This window comes from Nonomuraea sp. NPDC049655, assembly GCF_044465465.1.
In the GTDB taxonomy this organism is placed as follows: Bacteria; Actinomycetota; Actinomycetes; order Streptosporangiales; family Streptosporangiaceae; genus Nonomuraea.
The window spans coordinates 377164-393774 of sequence record NZ_JBITLS010000011.1; the positions used below are offsets into that span (position 1 = coordinate 377164).

Below are 16611 nucleotides of genomic sequence, written 5' to 3' on the forward strand. Positions count from 1 at the left end.
GCCTCCCCGACCGGGGAGGCGGGCCCGCCCGGCTCCCCGGCCGGCGCCACCGGCACGGCGGCGACGCCGGGCGGGACGATCGGCGTGACGGGCGCCACGGCTCTGATCGACCGCCCCCTCAGGGGGCCGGCGCCCGCGTGGGCCCCCGTGCCGGTGGCCATGACGTCAGCGGGCCGCGCCCGGCCCGCGTCACCCGGATCCGCGACCGACAGGAGTGATCATGCTCACCGACGAGATGTCCAGGCGGCAGCCGCACGAGGTGCACGCCCGGGGCGCACGGCCCCAGCCCGCCGAGCCGAGGGGCGAGGGCCGCGACGAGCCGTCGCGGGCCGAGGCCCCGGCGCGCACCGTCCACCGGCTGCGCCGGATCCGGCAAGTGTCCGTGCAGGCGATCGGCGAGATCGACCAGGCGCTGGCCTGACCGTCATGCGGACGGTCCCCGACCCGGAAGGTGCGAGATGAGCCGCGGCAGGGTGGGCGTGATCGTCGCCCCCGCCAATCCCTCGGCGGAGCCCGAGCTGACCCGCCTGCTCGGCTCGCGCGCCGACATGCACGTCACCCGATTCCCCGTGCACCGGGGAGTGTCGCTCGCCGAACGGCTGGAGAGCTACAACGAGGCCCTGCCCGGCATGGTCTGCGCGTTCGACGGCCTGCCGCTGGACGCCCTGGTCATGGCCTGCAGCGAGTCCCGCTACCTGCTGGGCCCCGACGACGACGCCGACCAGTGCGCGCGGCTGTCGGCCTCGACCGGCGTGCCGTTCGCCTCCTCCACGCAGGCCACCAGGGAGGCGGTGGAACACGTCGGCGTGAGCGACATCGTGCTGGTCTCGCCGTACCAGCCGTGGCTGACCGAGCTGGCCGAGCGCTTCTGGAAGACGGCGGGCCTCAACGTCACGCAGGTCGTGCAGGTGCGGGCGGCCAAGGGCGGCTACTCCTCCTACGCGGTCACCCCGGCCGAGCTGATCACCCAGGTCGAGCGGGCCGAGGTGCCCGGCGACGCGGTGCTGCTGTTCACCGGCACCGGCATGGCCACGCTACCCGTGCTCGGGCCGCTCAGCGCCGGCAACGACCGCACGCTGCTCACGTCCAACCTCTGCACCGCCTGGTGGGCCCTGTCGCGGGCCATCGGCGAGCACGTCACGCTCAGCCGCGTGCCCTACCGCCGCCACATGGCGGAGCAGGGGAGGCGCCCCGCATGAACGGCGTGATCGTCGTCGGGGCCGGCCCGGCGGGGCTGACCGCGGCGCTCTCGCTGGCCAGGGCCGGGATCCCGGTCACCGTGCTGGAGCGGGAGAACGAGCTCGCCGGGCAGGCGCGGGCCTGCACCTTCCATCCGGCCACGCTCGACCTGCTCGACGAGCTGGGCGTGGCCTCGCAACTCGTCGCCAAGGGCCGCGTGGTCGAGCGGGTGCAGTGGCGCGACCGGTCGGGGATCGTGCTGGCCGAGATGGGCATGAACCGGCTCAACGGCCTGACCAAGCACCCGTTCAGGATCCACGCCGACCAGGCCGCGCTCACCCCGCTGCTGCTCGCGGCCCTGAACGCCTACCCCGACGTCGACGTGCGCTTCGGCACCCGCGTCGACGGGGTCTCCGAGGGCGGCACCGGCATTCGCGTCCGCGTCGGCCAGACCTGGACGCGGGCCCGGTACATGATCGCCGCCGACGGCGGCCACAGCACGGTGCGCGGCTCGCTGGGGCTGCCCTTCCCCAGGTCGGCCTACCCGACGCAGGCGCTGCGGGTGTTCACCGACTCGCCGCTCGACCGGCTGCTGCCGAGCCTGGCGCCGCTCACCTACGTCCGCGACGTGCAGCAGTCGTGCACGCTGCTCGCGCTGCCCGACCACTGGCGGATCATCTTCAGGATCCCCTGCGACGCCACCGAGCCGCTGTCCTCGCCCAACGTCTCGATGCTGGTCCGCCGCGCCCTGCCGGGGGCGAGCGGGCCCATCCACGTGACCGGGGCCGACCGGTTCGGGCTGTCCAGGGGCGTGCTGACCTCCTACCGCTGCGGGCGGGTGCTGTTCGTGGGCGACGCCGCGCACCTGACCTCCACGGTCGGCGGCCTGAACATGAACGCCGGCATCCACGACGCCGTCGAGGTCGGCCAGGTGATCGCGGCCGTGCTCGGCGGGTTCGCGCCGCCCACCGCGCTGGAGGCGTGGGCGTGGCGGCGGCGGGCCGTGCTGCTGCAGCGGGTGATGCCGCGCGGCGAGACGCGGCCGGCCGGCGTGCGCGAGCGCGACAGCGCCCGGCTGGCCGCGGCGATGGCCGGGCTGCGGGCCATCGCCGGCGACCCGGAGGCCACGCGGGCCTATCTCGCGCAGGCCTCGCTGCTCGACACCGTTCCCGGCTCCGCCGGTGGGGCCCGGCCCGTCTGACACCGCTGAGGAGGTGCGACACCGCATGTGGCGAACGCTCTCGGACGAAGCGCGCCAGGCCATCCGCGAGCTGTGCGACACGCACGGCTCCCGCCTCTACGACTACTGCCGCACCGAGCTGGCCGCGGGCGACGCCGAGCAGGCGACCGCCGGCGCGCTGGTGTCCGCCCACCTCTACGCGGACCGGCTGCGCGACCCCGCCCTGCACCGGCCCTGGCTCTACGCCCTGGCCCGCGCCCACCGCGCGTTCGTGGCCAAGCCGGCCAGCATCGGCTCCTGGTCCCGGCCGGGGCGGATGTCGGAGCTGCTGCCCGAGGCGCTGCTCTCCCTCGACCGCCCGCTGCGCGAGCTGCTCGACCTGTCCCTGCGCCACGGCCTGTCCGACGCCGAGCTGGCCGCCGTCTTCACCCTGAGCCAGGACGAGGTCAGCGCCGTGGTGGCGCGGGCGGCCGACGCGCTGGAGGGCTGGTTCGCCGCGATCATCGCCGCGCGCGGCCGTACGGGATGTCCTGATCTGACCACGCGGGTGGCGGCCTGGGTCACCTCGCCGGGCCGCCGGGCCCGCGCCCGGATCAGCCGGCACATCCAGGGCTGCGCCGCCTGCCGGGCCGCGCCTCGCACCATGTCGGCCGCCACGCTGCTGCGCCGGCTGCCGATCGCGGAGCTGCCCGGCACACTGACCAACCGGCTCGCCTCGGCGCAGCCGCTGCCCGGAGAGGGACCCCTCTGGCGGGCGGACGGCTTCCCCGTGCTGGCACGCACCCTGGTGGAGCCGCTCGCGGCCCCGCCGGGCGTGGGGGCGACGCCGATGCCCCCGGTCGCCGACCCCACGACGGCGACACCGGGAAACCCCTGGTCGGCGGCGGGCGCGGCCGCCGCCGACCAGGAGCCCCCGGGGCGGGCGGCGCGCGGGCGGCACCCGTTCACGCCGACGAGCCGCGCCCGGCCCTTCCGCGGCGGCTCCCCGGGCGACAAGCTCGTCTACGACAACCGGGCCGAAGGCGGCCTCAGCGGCACCGTGGTCAACGGCTCGGTCAACGGACCGGGCGGCAGCCCCGGTCCGTTGAGCGCGCCGGTCGGCGGCGGTGAGGCCGGTGGCGGTGACGGCGCCGCTGCCCCGCCCGGCGCGATGATCATCCGGTACGGCGGCCTCGGCTGGAACGGCGAGCCCGGCGGTCTCGACCGGTTCGACGGCGAGGCCCCCTGGCAGGAGTTCTGGCGGGAGCAGCCGGCGGAGCCCGAGGAGGAGACCGAGGCCCCGATCCGCACGGTGGCCAGGCTGGGCCTGCTGCTGGGCGTCGGGCTGCTGGTGGTGGGCCTGGTGTGGGCCGTGCTCAACGCGCGCGCGCATCCCGCGGTGGTCACCAGGGCGGCGGCGCAGGCGGCCGTCCCGGCCGAGACGCCCACACGCTGGACGGCCGCGATCGGCCCGGCCGCCGGGTCCGCCCTGTCGTCCCTGGACCGGCGGGCCGACCTGCCGAGACCGGCGGCGCCCACGGCCCGGGTGTCGCCCCGGTCGGCGTGGCTGGGGTCCGGGCGGGCGGGGGCGTTCTCGCTGGCGTGCACCGGGACGTGCCGGGTCGTCTCGGCCACCGGCACGCGCGGCATCGTCGTCGACGGCACGACGTTCCGCGTCCTGGACCCGCGTTCGCGGCCCGGCTGCCCGGGCGGGCCCGACGTGCGGCGCGGCCGGATCACCATCGTCTGGACGGGCCGCGCCACCGGCGACGGCCTGCGCACCGGCGGCACGGCGACCGCCGGCGGCACGCTCACCCTGAAGGTGGGCTGGACCGTCGCCAGGGACAAGGGCGTGCGGCGGCTCGACGCCGGCGGCGTCCGCTGGAGCAACTGCCGATGAGGCCCCGGACCGGCCGGGGCCCCAGGCGCGGCTAGAAGAACCGGAACCCGGGCTCGGGCTCGGGCAGGTCGAGCTGTCGCGGCCCCCTGAACGTCGCGCTGTCCTTGGGCACGTCGGCCAGCGGCGTCCCGAGCACGAGCGGCACGGTCACGCTGCTGCGAGTCAGGTCGACGGTGACGGTCGCGCCGGTGCCCTCCTCACTGGTGTAGGTGGTGTCGGTCCCGGCGAGCACCAGGCCGATCCGGTGGCCCTTCCTGAAGGTGTAGTCCTGCGGCAGCGTCTGCCACCTGACCGTCCCGTACGTGCCGACGGGCAGCGGCTGGGCCTGGCTGAGCGAGTCGCGGTTCTGGACGTCGATCCAGCCGCGGGCGACGATCTCCAGCGGCCGGGTGGCCACGTTCGTGGTGACCTTCTTGTAGCAGGCGTCGTCGGCCGCGGTGCTCTCGCCGTGGCAGTCCTCCTCGGTGAGCGTGGTGACGCCCTGGCCGCGCCGCCAGTCGACGCGGGTGTCCTCGCCGAAGTCGACGAGCAGGGCGGTCAGGTTGGCGGTGGGCTTGTCGAGCTTGACCCGCAGGTCGGCGGTGGGCGTGCCGGACAGGCGCAGGTCCAGCGGGAGCGCGCCGGTGGTGAAGGCGGCGCGGCCCGGCTTGGCCGTGCCGACGTCGGCCACCATCTCGGTCTCGCTCAGCGCGAGGTCGGTGAAGGTGGCGGTGCTGTCGCCGCGCGCCTTGAGCAGGCCGAGCGAGCCGTCGGCGGCGGGCCGCAGCACGGCCTTGAGCGCGTACGGGGCCGGCCAGTCGCGCTGGGTGGTCCACTGCGCCGGGCCGAGCTGCACGTCGGCGCGGGGCTCGTTGGTGATCCCGTTGCGGACGCCGTGCAGCCAGTGGTCGAACCAGCGGTGCAGGGTGTCCACCCACAGGTCCCTGCGGCCCTCGAAGTCGAACGGGTCCACGTGCTGGTACTGGCCGACCCAGATCTTGCGCGGCACGTTCCGCTGGGCCAGGGCCTGCCACCAGGCGGAGAAGTTGTCCGGCCGGACGTTGAGGTCGTTGACCGTGTGCACGACGAAGACGCTGGCCTTGACCTTCGAGGCGTCGCCGAGCAGGCCCTTGAGGTAGTCGCGTTCGTTCCAGAAGGCGTTGTAGTTCCCGGTGTCGTCGCCGTCCTCGGCGTCCATGCGGTCGCGGACGGCCTGGCACTTGGCCTCGGGGTCGGTGTCGACGTAGTTGGTCAGCCAGGAGGCGTAGTCGTAGTTGTAGACCACGCCGTTCGAGCGCTGGTACTTGTACCAGGAGCTGATGGCCGAGATGGGGACGATCGTCTTCAGGCCCTCGACGCCGGTGGCGGCCACGGCGTTGGCCAGCGTGCCGTCGTAGGACTTGCCGATCATGGCGGCGTTGCCGGTGGTCCAGTCGGCCACGGCGGGGGTGCCGTCGGCCCTGACCGCCTTGGCGCGGCCGTTCAGCCAGTCGATGACCGCCTTGCCGCCCAGCACGTCGGCCTTGCCGCCCATGTCGGGGCAGCCGTCGGACCTGGTGGTGCCGAGCATGTCCACGTTGAGCACGGCGTAGCCGCGCGGGACGAAGTAGTTGTCGTAGAACAGGGGGAATTTCGTGACATTGCCGGAGGCGTCGTACGCCTTGCGCTCCCCCTCGTTCCCACGCCCGGAGTTGTCGTAGTACGGACTCTCGTCGATGATCACGGGCACCTTCAGGCCCGGACCGGACTCCTTGGGACGGATGATGTCCACCCTGACCCGGTCGAGCGCGCCGTCGAGGTCGCTGTCCACGGTGGACTCGACGTACACGTGCTCGCGGACGGCGTCGGCGTAGGAGAAGACCGGCTGCGTCCGGCCGTCCTTGACGGTGATCGTGGGTCCGGCAGCGGCTTGCGCCGGGGTCGCGATCGCCAAGGTGAGGGCGACCGCGAAGAGGGCCGGGCGTAATTGTGGCACGCGTGACCTCCGTGACAAGTGTCGTAATTTCCCCCGCAATCTCTCACCCGGCCAGAAAGCTGACAAGATCCCACCTATGGAGGCACAGGACCGGATCCGGGGCTGCCTGCTCGGCGGCGCGATCGGCGACGCCCTCGGGGCGCCCATCGAGTTCGAGTCGTTGCGGGAGATCCGCCGGCAACACGGCCAGGACGGCGTCACCGGCTATGTCACGACCTGGCGGGGCAGGCGCGCGCTCGTCACCGACGACACCCAGATGACCCTGTTCACCGTCGAGGCGCTGACCCGCGACCGCACGCCCGGCGAGGTGCGGCAGGCGTACCTGCGCTGGCTCGACACCCAGGAGCACCAGGCCCCGCCGCCCGCCGACCGGCCGCACCGGACCGGCTCGCTGCGCGAGGAGGGCTGGCTGTACTCCCGGCGGGCCCCGGGCAACGCCTGCCTGTCCGGGCTGCGGCAACCCTTCCCCGGCCCGTCGCCGTCCGGCGTGCCCGGCCCGGTGAACCCGGACTCCAAGGGCTGCGGCACCGTCATGCGCTCGGCACCGTTCGGGCTCGTCGCGCCGTACGACGCGGGCGCCGCGTTCGAGCTGGCGGCGGTCTGTGCGCAGATCACCCACGGCCATCCGACCGGCTACCTGGCCGCGGGCGCGTTCGCCGCGATCGTCGCCGGCCTGATGGCCGGCGAGCCGCTGGAGGCCGCCGTCGGCCACGCCCTCGGCCTGCTCGCCGGTCGTCCGGGGCACGAGGAGACGTCCGGCGCCCTGCGGGCGGCGCTCGACCTGGCCGCGTCCGGCCCGCACTCCCCCGAGCGGGTGGAGACGCTGGGCGGCGCGTGGGTGGCCGAGGAGGCGCTGGCCATCGGCGTCTACTGCGCCCTGGCCGAGCCCTCGCCCGAGCGGGCGCTGCTGCTGTCGGTCAACCACTCCGGCGACAGCGACTCGACCGGCTCGGTCTGCGGCAACCTGGTGGGCGCGCTGCGCGGCGCGGACGCGCTGCCGGCCGCCTGGGTGACACCGCTGGAGGGCCGCGAGACGATCGAGCGCCTGGCCGCCGCGCTCCTCTAGGCTGGAGGCTCACCGGGACGGAAGAGATCGCATGCGAAACGTCGCGCGGACCTCGCTCGTCGATGCCGCCATCGAGGAGCTCCGCGGGGAGATCACCAGTGGGGCGTGGCCGGTCGGGACGAAGATCCCGTCCGAGAGCCGGCTCGCCGAGAGCCTCGGCATGAGCCGGTTGTCGGTGCGCGAGGCGGTGCGGGTGCTGGCCCACGCCGGGCTGCTGCAGACCAGGCAGGGCGACGGCACGTACGTCACCGCCACCGACGAGTCGCAGGTGGCGCTGCGCCGGCGGCTCGACCGGGCGGCCGCGATGGACATCATCGACGTGCGCCGCGGGCTCGACCTGGTGGCCGCCCGGCTGGCGGCGGTCAAGCGCACCGGCGACGACGTGGCCGCGATGCGCGAGGCGCTGGCCCGCCGCGGGTCGGCCGCGCGCGCGGGCGACCTCGACGGGTTCGCCGACGCCGACGCCGACTTCCACCTGCTGGTGGCCGACGCCGCGCACAACCCGCTGCTGGCCGACCTCTACCGCAGCATGCGCGACGCGCTGCGCGACAGCGTCCGGGACAAGGAGCAGGCCGCGCTGGCGCCCGACCCGTCGCACGACGACCTGCTGGCCGCGATCGAGGCGGGCGACGCGGCCAGGGCGGTCGAGGTCTCGGTCGCCATCCTCGACGCCCAGGAACGCGACCTGTGACCCGCGCGCCGGGTCAGCGGGCGATCAGCACGGCGAGCCCGGCGGCCGGGCCGAGCAGGATCGAGGCGGCGGCGCACACCTGCGCGACCGGGCTCGACGCGGCGGGCGGCGCCGGGCCTTCCTGGGCGAAGACCGGGCGGATCCAGCGCAGGTAGTAGAACAGGCTCGCGACGGTGTTGGCGGCGGCGACCACCGCGAGCCAGGCGTAGCCGCCGTCCCAGGCGGCCGCGAACATCAGCAGCTTCCCGGCGAAGACCGCGGTCGGCGGCGTCCCGACCAGGCCGAGCAGGCACACCACCAGCGCGAACGCCGACCAGGGCGAGCGGCGGCCGAGCCCCGCGTAGTCCGCCAGCCGCTCGGCCCCGGTGGCGACCACGACGGCGAACGCGCCCAGGTTCGTGACCGCGTAGGCGGCCAGGTAGACCAGCAGGGCGGGCGCGGCCAGGGCGGTGCGTCCGGCCACCGCGACCGGGACCAGCAGGTAACCGGCCTGGCTGACCGTCGAGTACGCCAGCAACCGCCGTACGTTCTCCTGCTGGAAGGCGGCCAGGTTGCCCAGCGTCATCGTCACGGCGGCCAGCACCGCGAGCAGCGCGGGCTCGTCCAGCACCGTAGTCGCCAGCCGGTACAGCGCCACCAGCGCGCCGATCTTGGGCACCGTGGTCACGAACGCGGCCACCGGCGCCGACGTGCCCTCGGTGACGTCGGGCACCCAGAAGTGCGCGGGCGCTCCCCCGGCCTTGAACAGCGGCCCGGCCAGCAGCAGCACCGCGCCCACCGCCGGGGCGCGCGCGGCGGGGTAGGCGGTGGCGCCGGACCAGCCGTACACGACGGTGGCCCCGGCCAGCATGAGCACGCCGAGGAAGGCGCCCATCAGGTAGTACTTGAGCGCCGCCTCGGTGCCGGACGCGTCCTTGGCGAACCCCGCCAGCGCGTACGCCGGGACGCTCGCCAGCAGGTACGCCGCCACCAGCACGAGCAGGTCGTCCGCCCCCGCCATGAGCACGGACCCCAGCGCCGCCAGCACCATCAGCGTGTACAGCTCGGCCTCCCTGCCGTCCCCCCTGACCCGTCCGGTCGCCAGCCACACGGCCAGCAGGGTGGCCAGGCAGACGGTCAGCCGGGCGACTCCGGTCGGCGGATCGACGGCGTAGGCGTCGAAGGCCAGGACGGCGGGGCGCGGCAGGGCGGCGGCGCTCGCCGCGGCGGCCGCGGCGAGCGCCGCCATGCACACCCAGGCGGCGACGCGCTGCCGCCCGCGTGCCACGAACAGCCCCGCGAGCAGCGCCGTCACCGCGCCCAGCATCATCAGGACCTCGGGCAGCATCGCGGTCACCGCCGCGCCGCCGTGGGGTGCGCTCACCGGCCCGCCAGTGCGACGACGGCGCGGGCGGCGGGCTCGATCAGGTCCAGCAGCGGACCCGGCGCCAGGCCGATGAGCAGGGACAGGACGAGCAGCGGGGCGATCGCGCCGAGTTCGCGCGGCCGCACGTCGGTGACCCGCGGCGTCAGCTCGCCCGGCTCGCCGAGGAACGCGCGTTGCAGCGCCCGCAGGAACAGCGCCGCGGTGATCAGGATGCCGGTCACGGAGAGCGCGCCCGCGAGCACGGCCCCCGAGCCGATCACCCCGGTGAAGATCTGGAACTCGGCGATGAACCCGGACAGTCCGGGCAGCCCGAGCGAGGCGAACGCCGCCACCGCCATGAGCCAGGCCAGCACGGGCGCCCGTCCCGCGATGCCGCCGTAGCGGCCGAGGGCGTAGCCGCCCGCGCGGTCCCACAGCACGCCGGTGATCAGGAACAGCGCGCCGGTGACCAGACCGTGGCTGACCATCTGGGTGACCGCGCCGCTGACCGCCAGCTCCTTGGCCCGCGCCGGGCCCCCGGCCAGCCCGGCGGCGCCCAGGGCGAGCACGACGTAGCCCATGTGGTTGACCGAGGTGTAGGCGACGAGCCGCTTGAGGTTCTCCTGGGCGAGCGCCACCAGGGCGCCGTACAGGACGCTGACCAGGCCGATCACGATGATCAGCCAGGCGTACGCGCGCCACGGGCCGGGTAGCAGCGGCACGGCGATGCGGGCCAGCCCGTACGCGCCCATCTTGAGCAGCACCCCGGCGAGGATGGCCGACCCGGCGGCCGGGGCGTCGGTGTGCGCGGGCGGCAGCCAGGTGTGCACGGGCACGACCGGCGTCTTGACCCCCAGGCCGATCCCGATGGCGAGCAGCACGGCCGGGCCCGCGTCCGGCGGGCGGCGGGTGAGGTCGGCCAGGTCGAAGGTGTGCGGGTCGGCGGCCAGGTAGAGGCCGACGAAGCCGAGCAGCAGCGCCAGCGAGCCCAGGAAGGTGTAGAGGAAGAACGTCAGCGCGGACCTGGCCCGGTCGCCGTGCCCCCAGCCGACGATCACGAAGTACATGCCGACGATGGACAGGTCGAAGAAGACGAAGAACAGCAGCAGGTCGAGCGCCGCGAACAGCCCGGTGGAGACGGTCTGCAGGAACAGGAACAGCGCCGCGTGCGCCTTGGGCCTGGCGGGCTCGCCCAGCGAGTGGACGGCGCAGAGCAGGAACAGCACCGCGGTCATGGCGATCAGCGGCAGCGACAGGCCGTCCACGCCGACGTGGTAGCCGGCCCCCGCCGTCGGGATCCAGCGCAGCCTGGTCTCGTACGCCAGGCCGCCTCCGTACCCGGTCCACAGGACGATGACCAGGGCGAGATCGGCGGCGGACGCGGCCACCCGGACCAGGCCGGCCGCGCGCGCCGTGACGCCGGGCAGGACGAACAGGGCGGCGGCGGCCAGCGGCAGGAACACGACGACGTCGAGCACGCCTCACCTCACGATCGCGAACACGACGGCCAGCACGACGAGGGCGACGGCGGCCTGGGCGAAGTAGGTGTGGATCTGTCCGGTCTGGGGGCGTCTGGCTAGCCCGCCGAGGCGTCGTACCGCGCCGCCGGTCCGTCGTACGAGCCCGTCGAGCCCCGACTCCAGCGGGCTTCCGGCCAGCCGCGCGGCCCGCAGTCCCGCCCGCGCGACCGCCTCGACCGCGCCGTGCACGACCCGCTCGTCGAACCAGGCCGCCCACCGCGCCGCCCGCAGCAGCGGCCGCCACACCACGGCCCGCGCCGCCCGCTCCAGCCCCAGCCACCGCCCGAACACCCCGCCCACGCCCGAAGGCGCGACCGTCCCGGGCCGCGCCCCGATCACGACGGTCGCCAGGGCGAGCGCCGGGAGCCCGGACAGGGCCAGCTCGCCCGCCGTGAGGCCGGGCGCGCCCGGGTCGCCCACCAGCCGGGACCACCAGCCGTGCAGCGCGGGCAGCCCGACGATCCCGAACCCGGCCGCCACCAGGGCGAGCACCGGCAGCGGCAGCAGCTCGGGCCAGGCCACCCGGCCCGTGGCCCGCCGCTCGCTCCCGGCGCCGGTCGCCGCGTCGGCGGGCCGCCAGACCGCGGCCAGCGCCTTCCCCGCGTACAGGGCGGCCACCAACCCGGCGGCGAAGGCCACCACGCGCGGTCCAGGCTGCGCGACCCCGCCCAGGACGGCATCCTTCGTCACCCACAACGACAGCGGCGGCAACCCGGCCAGCGCCGCGGCCCCCACCCCGAACGCCACCCCCACCAGCGGGAACCGCCGGGCCGCGCCGTGCAGCCCGGCCAGGTCCTTGGTGCCGAGCGCCGCCAGCCAGGCCCCCGCCGCGAGGAACAGCAGGCTCTTGACGGCGGCGTGCGCGACCAGGTGGGCCGTCCCGCCGGAGACCGCCGACGCCCCCGCCGCCAGCACCATGAACCCGACCTGCGCGCAGGTAGAGGCGGCCAGAAGCTGTTTGAGGTCCCGCTGCGCCAGCGCGACCAGGCCGAGCAGCAGCGCGGTCAGCGCGCCCATCCAGGCCGCCACCGCCGCCGCCCAGCCGGTGGCCGCGAGCAGGACGTGCAGCCGCAGCAGCAGGTACGCCCCCGCGACCACCATGGTCGCCGCGTGCAGGAACGCCGACACCGGGCTCGGGCCCGCCATCGCCCGCGACAGCCAGAACGCGAACGGCCCCTGCGCCGACTTGCCCAGCGCGGCCAGCACGATCCCGCCCGCCACCACGTCCCGCCACGGCGGCGGCAGCCCCGGCAGCCCGGCGAGCGCCAGGCCGCCGCCCGCGGCCAGGGCCGCGCCGCAGGCGACGTACAGGCCGAGGTCGCCGGCCCGGGTGGTGACGAAGGCGACGGCTCCGGACCGTACGCGCTCCCGGTCGCGCCACCGGTAGCCGATCAGCGCGTACGACATCGCGCCCATGACCTCCCAGCCCATCAGCAGCAGGACGAGGTCCGTCGCGGTCACCGTGGCCAGCATCGCGCCGAGGAAGATCAGCATCAGCCCGTGGAAGCGCCCCGACCGCTGCTCCGCCGCCGCGAACACCAGCACGGCCAGCCCGACCGCCGCCACGGTGACCACCATGACCGCCGAGAGCCCGTCCACGGCCAGCCCTTCGCCGAGGATCAGCCGGGCGGTCGCCGAGGGCCTGGTCGCCGCCGCGTGCCCGGCCAGCCCGAGGGTGAGCGCGGCCGTGGCGACGGACAGGGCGGGGGCGGCGCGGCGCACGGGGATCAGCAGCGCGCCCGCGGCGGCGGGCAGCGCGGGCAGCAGCCACAGGGACGGGCTCATCCCTTGAGGTCTCCGGCGGCGTCGGTCGTGTCCACGTCGCGGGCGCGGAAGACGGCCGTGGTGACGGCGAAGCCCATCGCCATCTCCAGCGCCATCACGGTGACCGCGACCAGGACGAGGACCTGGCCGTCCGCGGCGGCCGGGGCGACGTGGTACCAGAAGGCGCCGGCGGCCGCGAGCACGCCGTTGATCATGAGTTCGAGGCCCATCATGAGCATGACGATCGACTGCTGGGACAGCACGCCGTACAGGCCGACGGCGAACAGGGCGGCGGCCAGCAGCAGGAAGGCCTGGAGCGTCACCGGTCGTACCGTCCCCGGTGGGTGGCCAGCAGCACGGCCGAGATCATCGTCGCCAGGATCGCCACTCCGACGACCATCATGACCAGCATCTTCGGTCCCATCAGGGACAGGCCGAGCGCGTGCGTGGGGTCCGCCGGCGGCCGTCCGCGCCGGCTCGGCGGGCGGACGAGCAGCGTCCCGGCGGCCAGCAGGACGAACACCGTTCCGGCGACGGCCGCCGCGCCCCGCTGGTTGTGCGCCATCTTCATCGGCACGAGCCCGCCCGGGTTCATCATGTACATGATCATGAAGACGGCCATGACCAGCATCTCCATGACCATCATGAGGACGACCAGCACCCCCAGGTACTCCAGGTCGATCAGCAGCAGCGTCCCGCCCACGGCCAGCAGCGAGACCAGCAGCGCGAACGTCGCCCGCGCCATCGAGTCCACCACGAACACCGCCACCCCGCCCGCCACCGCGACGACCGCCAGCGCCCAGAACGCCACCTTCACGGCAGCACCGCCACCGCGACGACCAGCAGTTGCACGAGCGTGACCGGGATCAGCACCACCCACGCGAACTGCACGAACCGGTCCATCCGCACGACCGGCATGCGATGCCCGGCCAGCACCAGCACGGCCAGCACCGCCGCCGTCTTGACCGGCCCCCACGCCCAGCCGGGCAGCACGGGCCCCGCCGCGCCCCCGAGGAACAGCGGCACCGCCCCGGCCGCCGCCACGACCAGCAGCGCGTGGCGTCCGGCCAGGAAGACCAGCCGGTCGGGGCCGCCCAGCTCGCCCGGCACGCCGCCGCACACGTCCCGCCCGACCGGCTGCCCCATCGGCCCCCAGAACGCCATCGCCACCGCCGAGACGAGATAGACCGCGAACGCGACCGGCATCCACACCACGAACCACAACCCGCGCTGCGCCGCCACGAGATCCGCGAACCGCAACGACCCCGCCCCCACGCTCGCGGTGATCAGCACGAACATGTGCGGCAGCTCGTACGCCAGGCCCTGGGCCAGGAACCGGTAGCCGCCGACCAGCGGCCACGCGGCGTTGACCCCCCACCCGACCAGCCACAGAGCCCCCCAGACGCACACCTCCATGGCGTTGAACCACACCACCCCCGCCCCCAGGTCCAGCACCGGCGCGCCCCCGACCGGCAGGACGACGGCGGCCAGCAGCGCGGCCGCCGGCAACGCCACGACCCCGGCCCGGGTGAGCAGGACGTCGGCCCGGTCCGTCCGCCGCCGCTGCTGCACCACCAGCCGCGCCCCCTCCCTGAACGGCGCCACCGCCGCCGCCCGCCACGAGCTCCGGCCCGCGCCGAGCGCCGCGTCGAAGGCCGCCGCCCCCCACGTCAGCACCGCCATCCCCAGGACCGTCCCCGCGGCCGTCCCCGCAGCCACCGGCTCACCCGTCCCTGGCCGGCGACGGCAGCCGGTCGAGGTCCGGATCGAGACCGGCCACGATCAGCCGCGCCACGGCGAGCTCGGCCCCGGCCAGCAGGCCCGGCAACAACGCCAGCACCCGGTCCACCGGGACGTCATCGCCGTCCCCGGGTCCGGGGCGCTCTTCGGTCAGGGCCTCCATGTCCTCTTCGGACAGGGCCTCCACGTCCTCTTCGGACAGGGCCTCCACGTCGTCGAGCCACCGGCGCGCACGATCCCAGGTGTCCCCACGCAGCCGCTGTGGGGCGTCGGGGCCGAGCTCACCCGCGCCGCGCAACATCCACCGCAGGACCCATGACCTGCGCACCCGCCGCGTGAACCGGACGCATCGGCGTCTTCCCCGCTCGTCCACGGCGTCCGCGAGCAGGCGGTCGCGCAGGCGCCGGGCGTCCGCGGCGGCGGCGGGCCATCCGGCCACGCCGAGCAGCCTGCCGAGGCCGTCCAGCCGGGCCGCCGCCGTCCGCCGCCGCGCCTCCGCCGGGCTCGTGTCCGGCCCCGGCGTCCAGAACGCGTCCCCCGTGCCGTCGGCCGGGAGGGTCCGCACCCGTGCCTCCTGGACGACGTCCCCTTGCAGGACGGTCTCCACCACCAGCCCCGCGGGCCAGTCCGCGAGCACGGGTCCCAGCGGCACGTGCAGCCGGTCCAGCTTCAGCCCGTCCCGGTCGGCCCCTCGGTCGGCCATGGGAGTGTCGTCCGCGGACGTCCCCGTGGCCAGGACGCCGGCCTGCCGCCACTGACCGGGTTCGTCCCCCAGCGTGCGGACGGCGTCGTCCAGCGCGGCCACGACCCGGTCGGCCGGGACGTCCGGCGGCAGTTCCACCAGCGCCCTCGGCACCGGAACCGCCCTCCAGACCTCCCGTACGGCCGCCGCCAGCTCCGCCCCGGGACGCCCGCACACCACCATCACGCTCGCCTCCGCCGCCGACGCCGCCACCGGCCAGCCACGGCGGTCCGCCTCCGCCTCGACCCGCAGCCGCGCGCCCGTCCCGTACGGGCAGGCGACGAGGAGCACCCGGGGCCGCAGCGCCGCCTGCCGCAGCAGCCACCCCCTCAGGCCCAACGGAACGCCCCTTCCCGCCACGCGTACAGGACGCCGACCAGCAGCAGCCCCAGGAAGGCGAACATCTCCACCACCGCCGGCAGCCCCACCTCGGCCACCACGAGGGCCCACGGGTACATGAAGACCATCTCCATGTCGAAGGCGAGGAAGACCAGCGTCACGGCGTACCACCGGACGTGGAAGCGGGACACCGCGTGCTCCCGGGGCCGCGCCCCGGACAGGAACGGCCCCACCCGCACGACTCCGCCGGGCGACAGGGCAAGGGAGGCCAGGTACACCGCGGCGACCCCGGCGGCGAGCAGCGCCACGAGCCCCAGCACAGCGCCCACCGCTCTCACCTGCCGCAGAGCCCGAAGATCAGATCACCTGCCCCTCACGGTAGCAACCGGAATCCGACTTCCCCGCGACCGACATCCCCCCTTACCAGCACGAACGCGGCCGGCCAGGCGACCGGAGGGTCAGTGCGCGAGACCGAGAGAGGTGACCAGGTCGCGCATCTCGTCGTCGTAGACGGCGGCCGGGTCGCGGACGAGGGCGCGCAGGTGGCCGTAGATCTCCAGGGCGACGAGCCCGTGCATGCGGCCCCACACCCGCAGCGTCACCGCGATGGCCGCCGGCGGCAGGTCCGGGAAGTCCTCCCGGACGTGGGCGACCAGGGCGGGGTCGAAGTCGTCCCAGGTGTAGGCGCCGCCCCCGGACGCGCACTCCCGGGCCGCCGGCCATGCCGCGGCGACCAGCCCGACGATGCCGGCGCAGGCGCGCGCTTCGGCCTCCTTGCCCGGACCTTCTTCAGGCGGACGGTAGCCCGGCACGGGGTCACCGTAGACCAGCCGGAAGCCCTCGGGGTTGGCCAGCGCCCACTCGCGCATGGCCCGGGCCCAGGCCAGGATCCGCCCGCCCGGATCGTTCTCCGGCACCGCGTCGCGGGCGGCCTCGGCCGCGTCGACGGCCGAGGTGTAGACGTCGCCGATGAGCGTCGTGACCAGGTCGTCGCGGGTGGGGAAGTAGCTGTAGATCGCACCGGCCGTCATGCCCATCTCGCGGGCGATCGCGCGCAGCGAGATGGCGTCGGGGCCGCCGTCGGCCATGAGCTGCAGGGCGATCGTCTTGATCTCGGCGCTGGTCTGGGCACGTAGCCGGTCCCGGCGGCTCGTCCTGGGGTCGCTCACGGTCGACAGCTTACACGGCATGCTGTTTACTGAACGCCGTGTA

Annotated in this window: 16 protein-coding genes; 6 read left to right on the plus strand and 10 right to left on the minus strand. The window is 75.2% G+C overall.

The window, feature by feature from the left end; genetic code table 11:
• Positions 1-220: 220 nt before the first annotated feature.
• The 4 genes from ACIBQ6_RS33525 to ACIBQ6_RS33540 are packed head-to-tail and all read left to right on the plus strand — an operon-like array spanning position 221 to position 4238.
• Complete coding sequence (locus ACIBQ6_RS33525) at positions 221-421, plus strand: hypothetical protein (protein ID WP_358284467.1); 201 nt, start codon at positions 221-223, stop codon at positions 419-421.
• A 37-nt stretch (positions 422-458) separates the two neighbouring features.
• The gene (locus ACIBQ6_RS33530) at positions 459-1199 is read left to right on the plus strand and encodes a hypothetical protein (RefSeq protein WP_352358998.1); all 741 of its coding nucleotides are present in this window, start codon (positions 459-461) and stop codon (positions 1197-1199) included.
• On the plus strand, positions 1196-2380 hold the full coding sequence (locus ACIBQ6_RS33535) for an FAD-dependent oxidoreductase (protein WP_387663801.1): 1185 nt from the start codon (positions 1196-1198) through the stop codon (positions 2378-2380). Before ACIBQ6_RS33530 ends, ACIBQ6_RS33535 begins: the two co-directional genes overlap by 4 nt.
• Before the next feature lie 25 nt (positions 2381-2405).
• Positions 2406-4238: an RNA polymerase sigma factor gene (locus ACIBQ6_RS33540; RefSeq protein ID WP_397216734.1), complete on the plus strand. Its 1833-nt coding sequence runs from the start codon at positions 2406-2408 to the stop codon at positions 4236-4238.
• A 31-nt stretch (positions 4239-4269) separates the two neighbouring features.
• Here the strand turns inward: ACIBQ6_RS33540 and ACIBQ6_RS33545 are convergent, their stop codons facing one another.
• Entirely contained in the window at positions 4270-6192 is a 1923-nt protein-coding gene (locus tag ACIBQ6_RS33545; RefSeq protein WP_397216736.1) for a Xaa-Pro dipeptidyl-peptidase, read from the minus strand.
• A gap of 76 nt (positions 6193-6268) precedes the next feature.
• Here ACIBQ6_RS33545 and ACIBQ6_RS33550 point away from each other — a divergent pair, with 76 nt between their 5' ends.
• Both ACIBQ6_RS33550 and ACIBQ6_RS33555 read left to right on the plus strand, forming a co-directional pair.
• Positions 6269-7258, plus strand: coding sequence for an ADP-ribosylglycohydrolase family protein (locus ACIBQ6_RS33550; RefSeq protein ID WP_397216738.1), 990 nt, complete (start codon positions 6269-6271; stop codon positions 7256-7258).
• 31 nt (positions 7259-7289) lie between these two features.
• Positions 7290-7949: a FadR/GntR family transcriptional regulator gene (locus tag ACIBQ6_RS33555; RefSeq protein ID WP_397216740.1), complete on the plus strand. Its 660-nt coding sequence runs from the start codon at positions 7290-7292 to the stop codon at positions 7947-7949.
• A 13-nt stretch (positions 7950-7962) separates the two neighbouring features.
• Here ACIBQ6_RS33555 and ACIBQ6_RS33560 read toward each other — a convergent pair whose 3' ends face one another.
• From ACIBQ6_RS33560 to ACIBQ6_RS33600, 9 genes are all read right to left on the minus strand, one after another.
• Positions 7963-9312: an NADH-quinone oxidoreductase subunit N gene (locus tag ACIBQ6_RS33560; RefSeq protein WP_397216742.1), complete on the minus strand. Its 1350-nt coding sequence runs from the start codon at positions 9310-9312 to the stop codon at positions 7963-7965.
• Positions 9309-10772: a NuoM family protein gene (locus tag ACIBQ6_RS33565; RefSeq protein ID WP_397216744.1), complete on the minus strand. Its 1464-nt coding sequence runs from the start codon at positions 10770-10772 to the stop codon at positions 9309-9311. Before ACIBQ6_RS33565 ends, ACIBQ6_RS33560 begins: the two co-directional genes overlap by 4 nt.
• Positions 10773-10775: 3 nt before the next feature.
• Complete coding sequence (locus ACIBQ6_RS33570; protein WP_397216746.1) at positions 10776-12599, minus strand: proton-conducting transporter membrane subunit; 1824 nt, start codon at positions 12597-12599, stop codon at positions 10776-10778.
• Positions 12596-12901 (minus strand): NADH-quinone oxidoreductase subunit NuoK, encoded by a 306-nt coding sequence (gene nuoK / locus ACIBQ6_RS33575; protein ID WP_352358980.1) that lies wholly within the window; start codon positions 12899-12901, stop codon positions 12596-12598. The genes ACIBQ6_RS33570 and nuoK overlap by 4 nt, the downstream gene beginning before the upstream one ends.
• Positions 12898-13395, minus strand: a complete 498-nt coding sequence (locus ACIBQ6_RS33580) for an NADH-quinone oxidoreductase subunit J (RefSeq protein ID WP_397216748.1) — start codon at positions 13393-13395, stop codon at positions 12898-12900. Before ACIBQ6_RS33580 ends, nuoK begins: the two co-directional genes overlap by 4 nt.
• A complete protein-coding gene (locus tag ACIBQ6_RS33585) occupies positions 13392-14261 on the minus strand; it encodes an NADH-quinone oxidoreductase subunit H (protein ID WP_397216750.1) in 870 nt (289 codons plus the stop codon). Before ACIBQ6_RS33585 ends, ACIBQ6_RS33580 begins: the two co-directional genes overlap by 4 nt.
• A gap of 40 nt (positions 14262-14301) precedes the next feature.
• Positions 14302-15399, minus strand: a complete 1098-nt coding sequence (locus tag ACIBQ6_RS33590) for a hypothetical protein (protein WP_397216752.1) — start codon at positions 15397-15399, stop codon at positions 14302-14304.
• On the minus strand, positions 15390-15728 hold the full coding sequence (locus tag ACIBQ6_RS33595; protein WP_352358972.1) for an NADH-quinone oxidoreductase subunit A: 339 nt from the start codon (positions 15726-15728) through the stop codon (positions 15390-15392). The genes ACIBQ6_RS33590 and ACIBQ6_RS33595 overlap by 10 nt, the downstream gene beginning before the upstream one ends.
• A 129-nt stretch (positions 15729-15857) precedes the next feature.
• Positions 15858-16568: a TetR/AcrR family transcriptional regulator gene (locus ACIBQ6_RS33600; protein ID WP_397216754.1), complete on the minus strand. Its 711-nt coding sequence runs from the start codon at positions 16566-16568 to the stop codon at positions 15858-15860.
• Between the last annotated feature and the right edge of the window lie 43 nt (positions 16569-16611).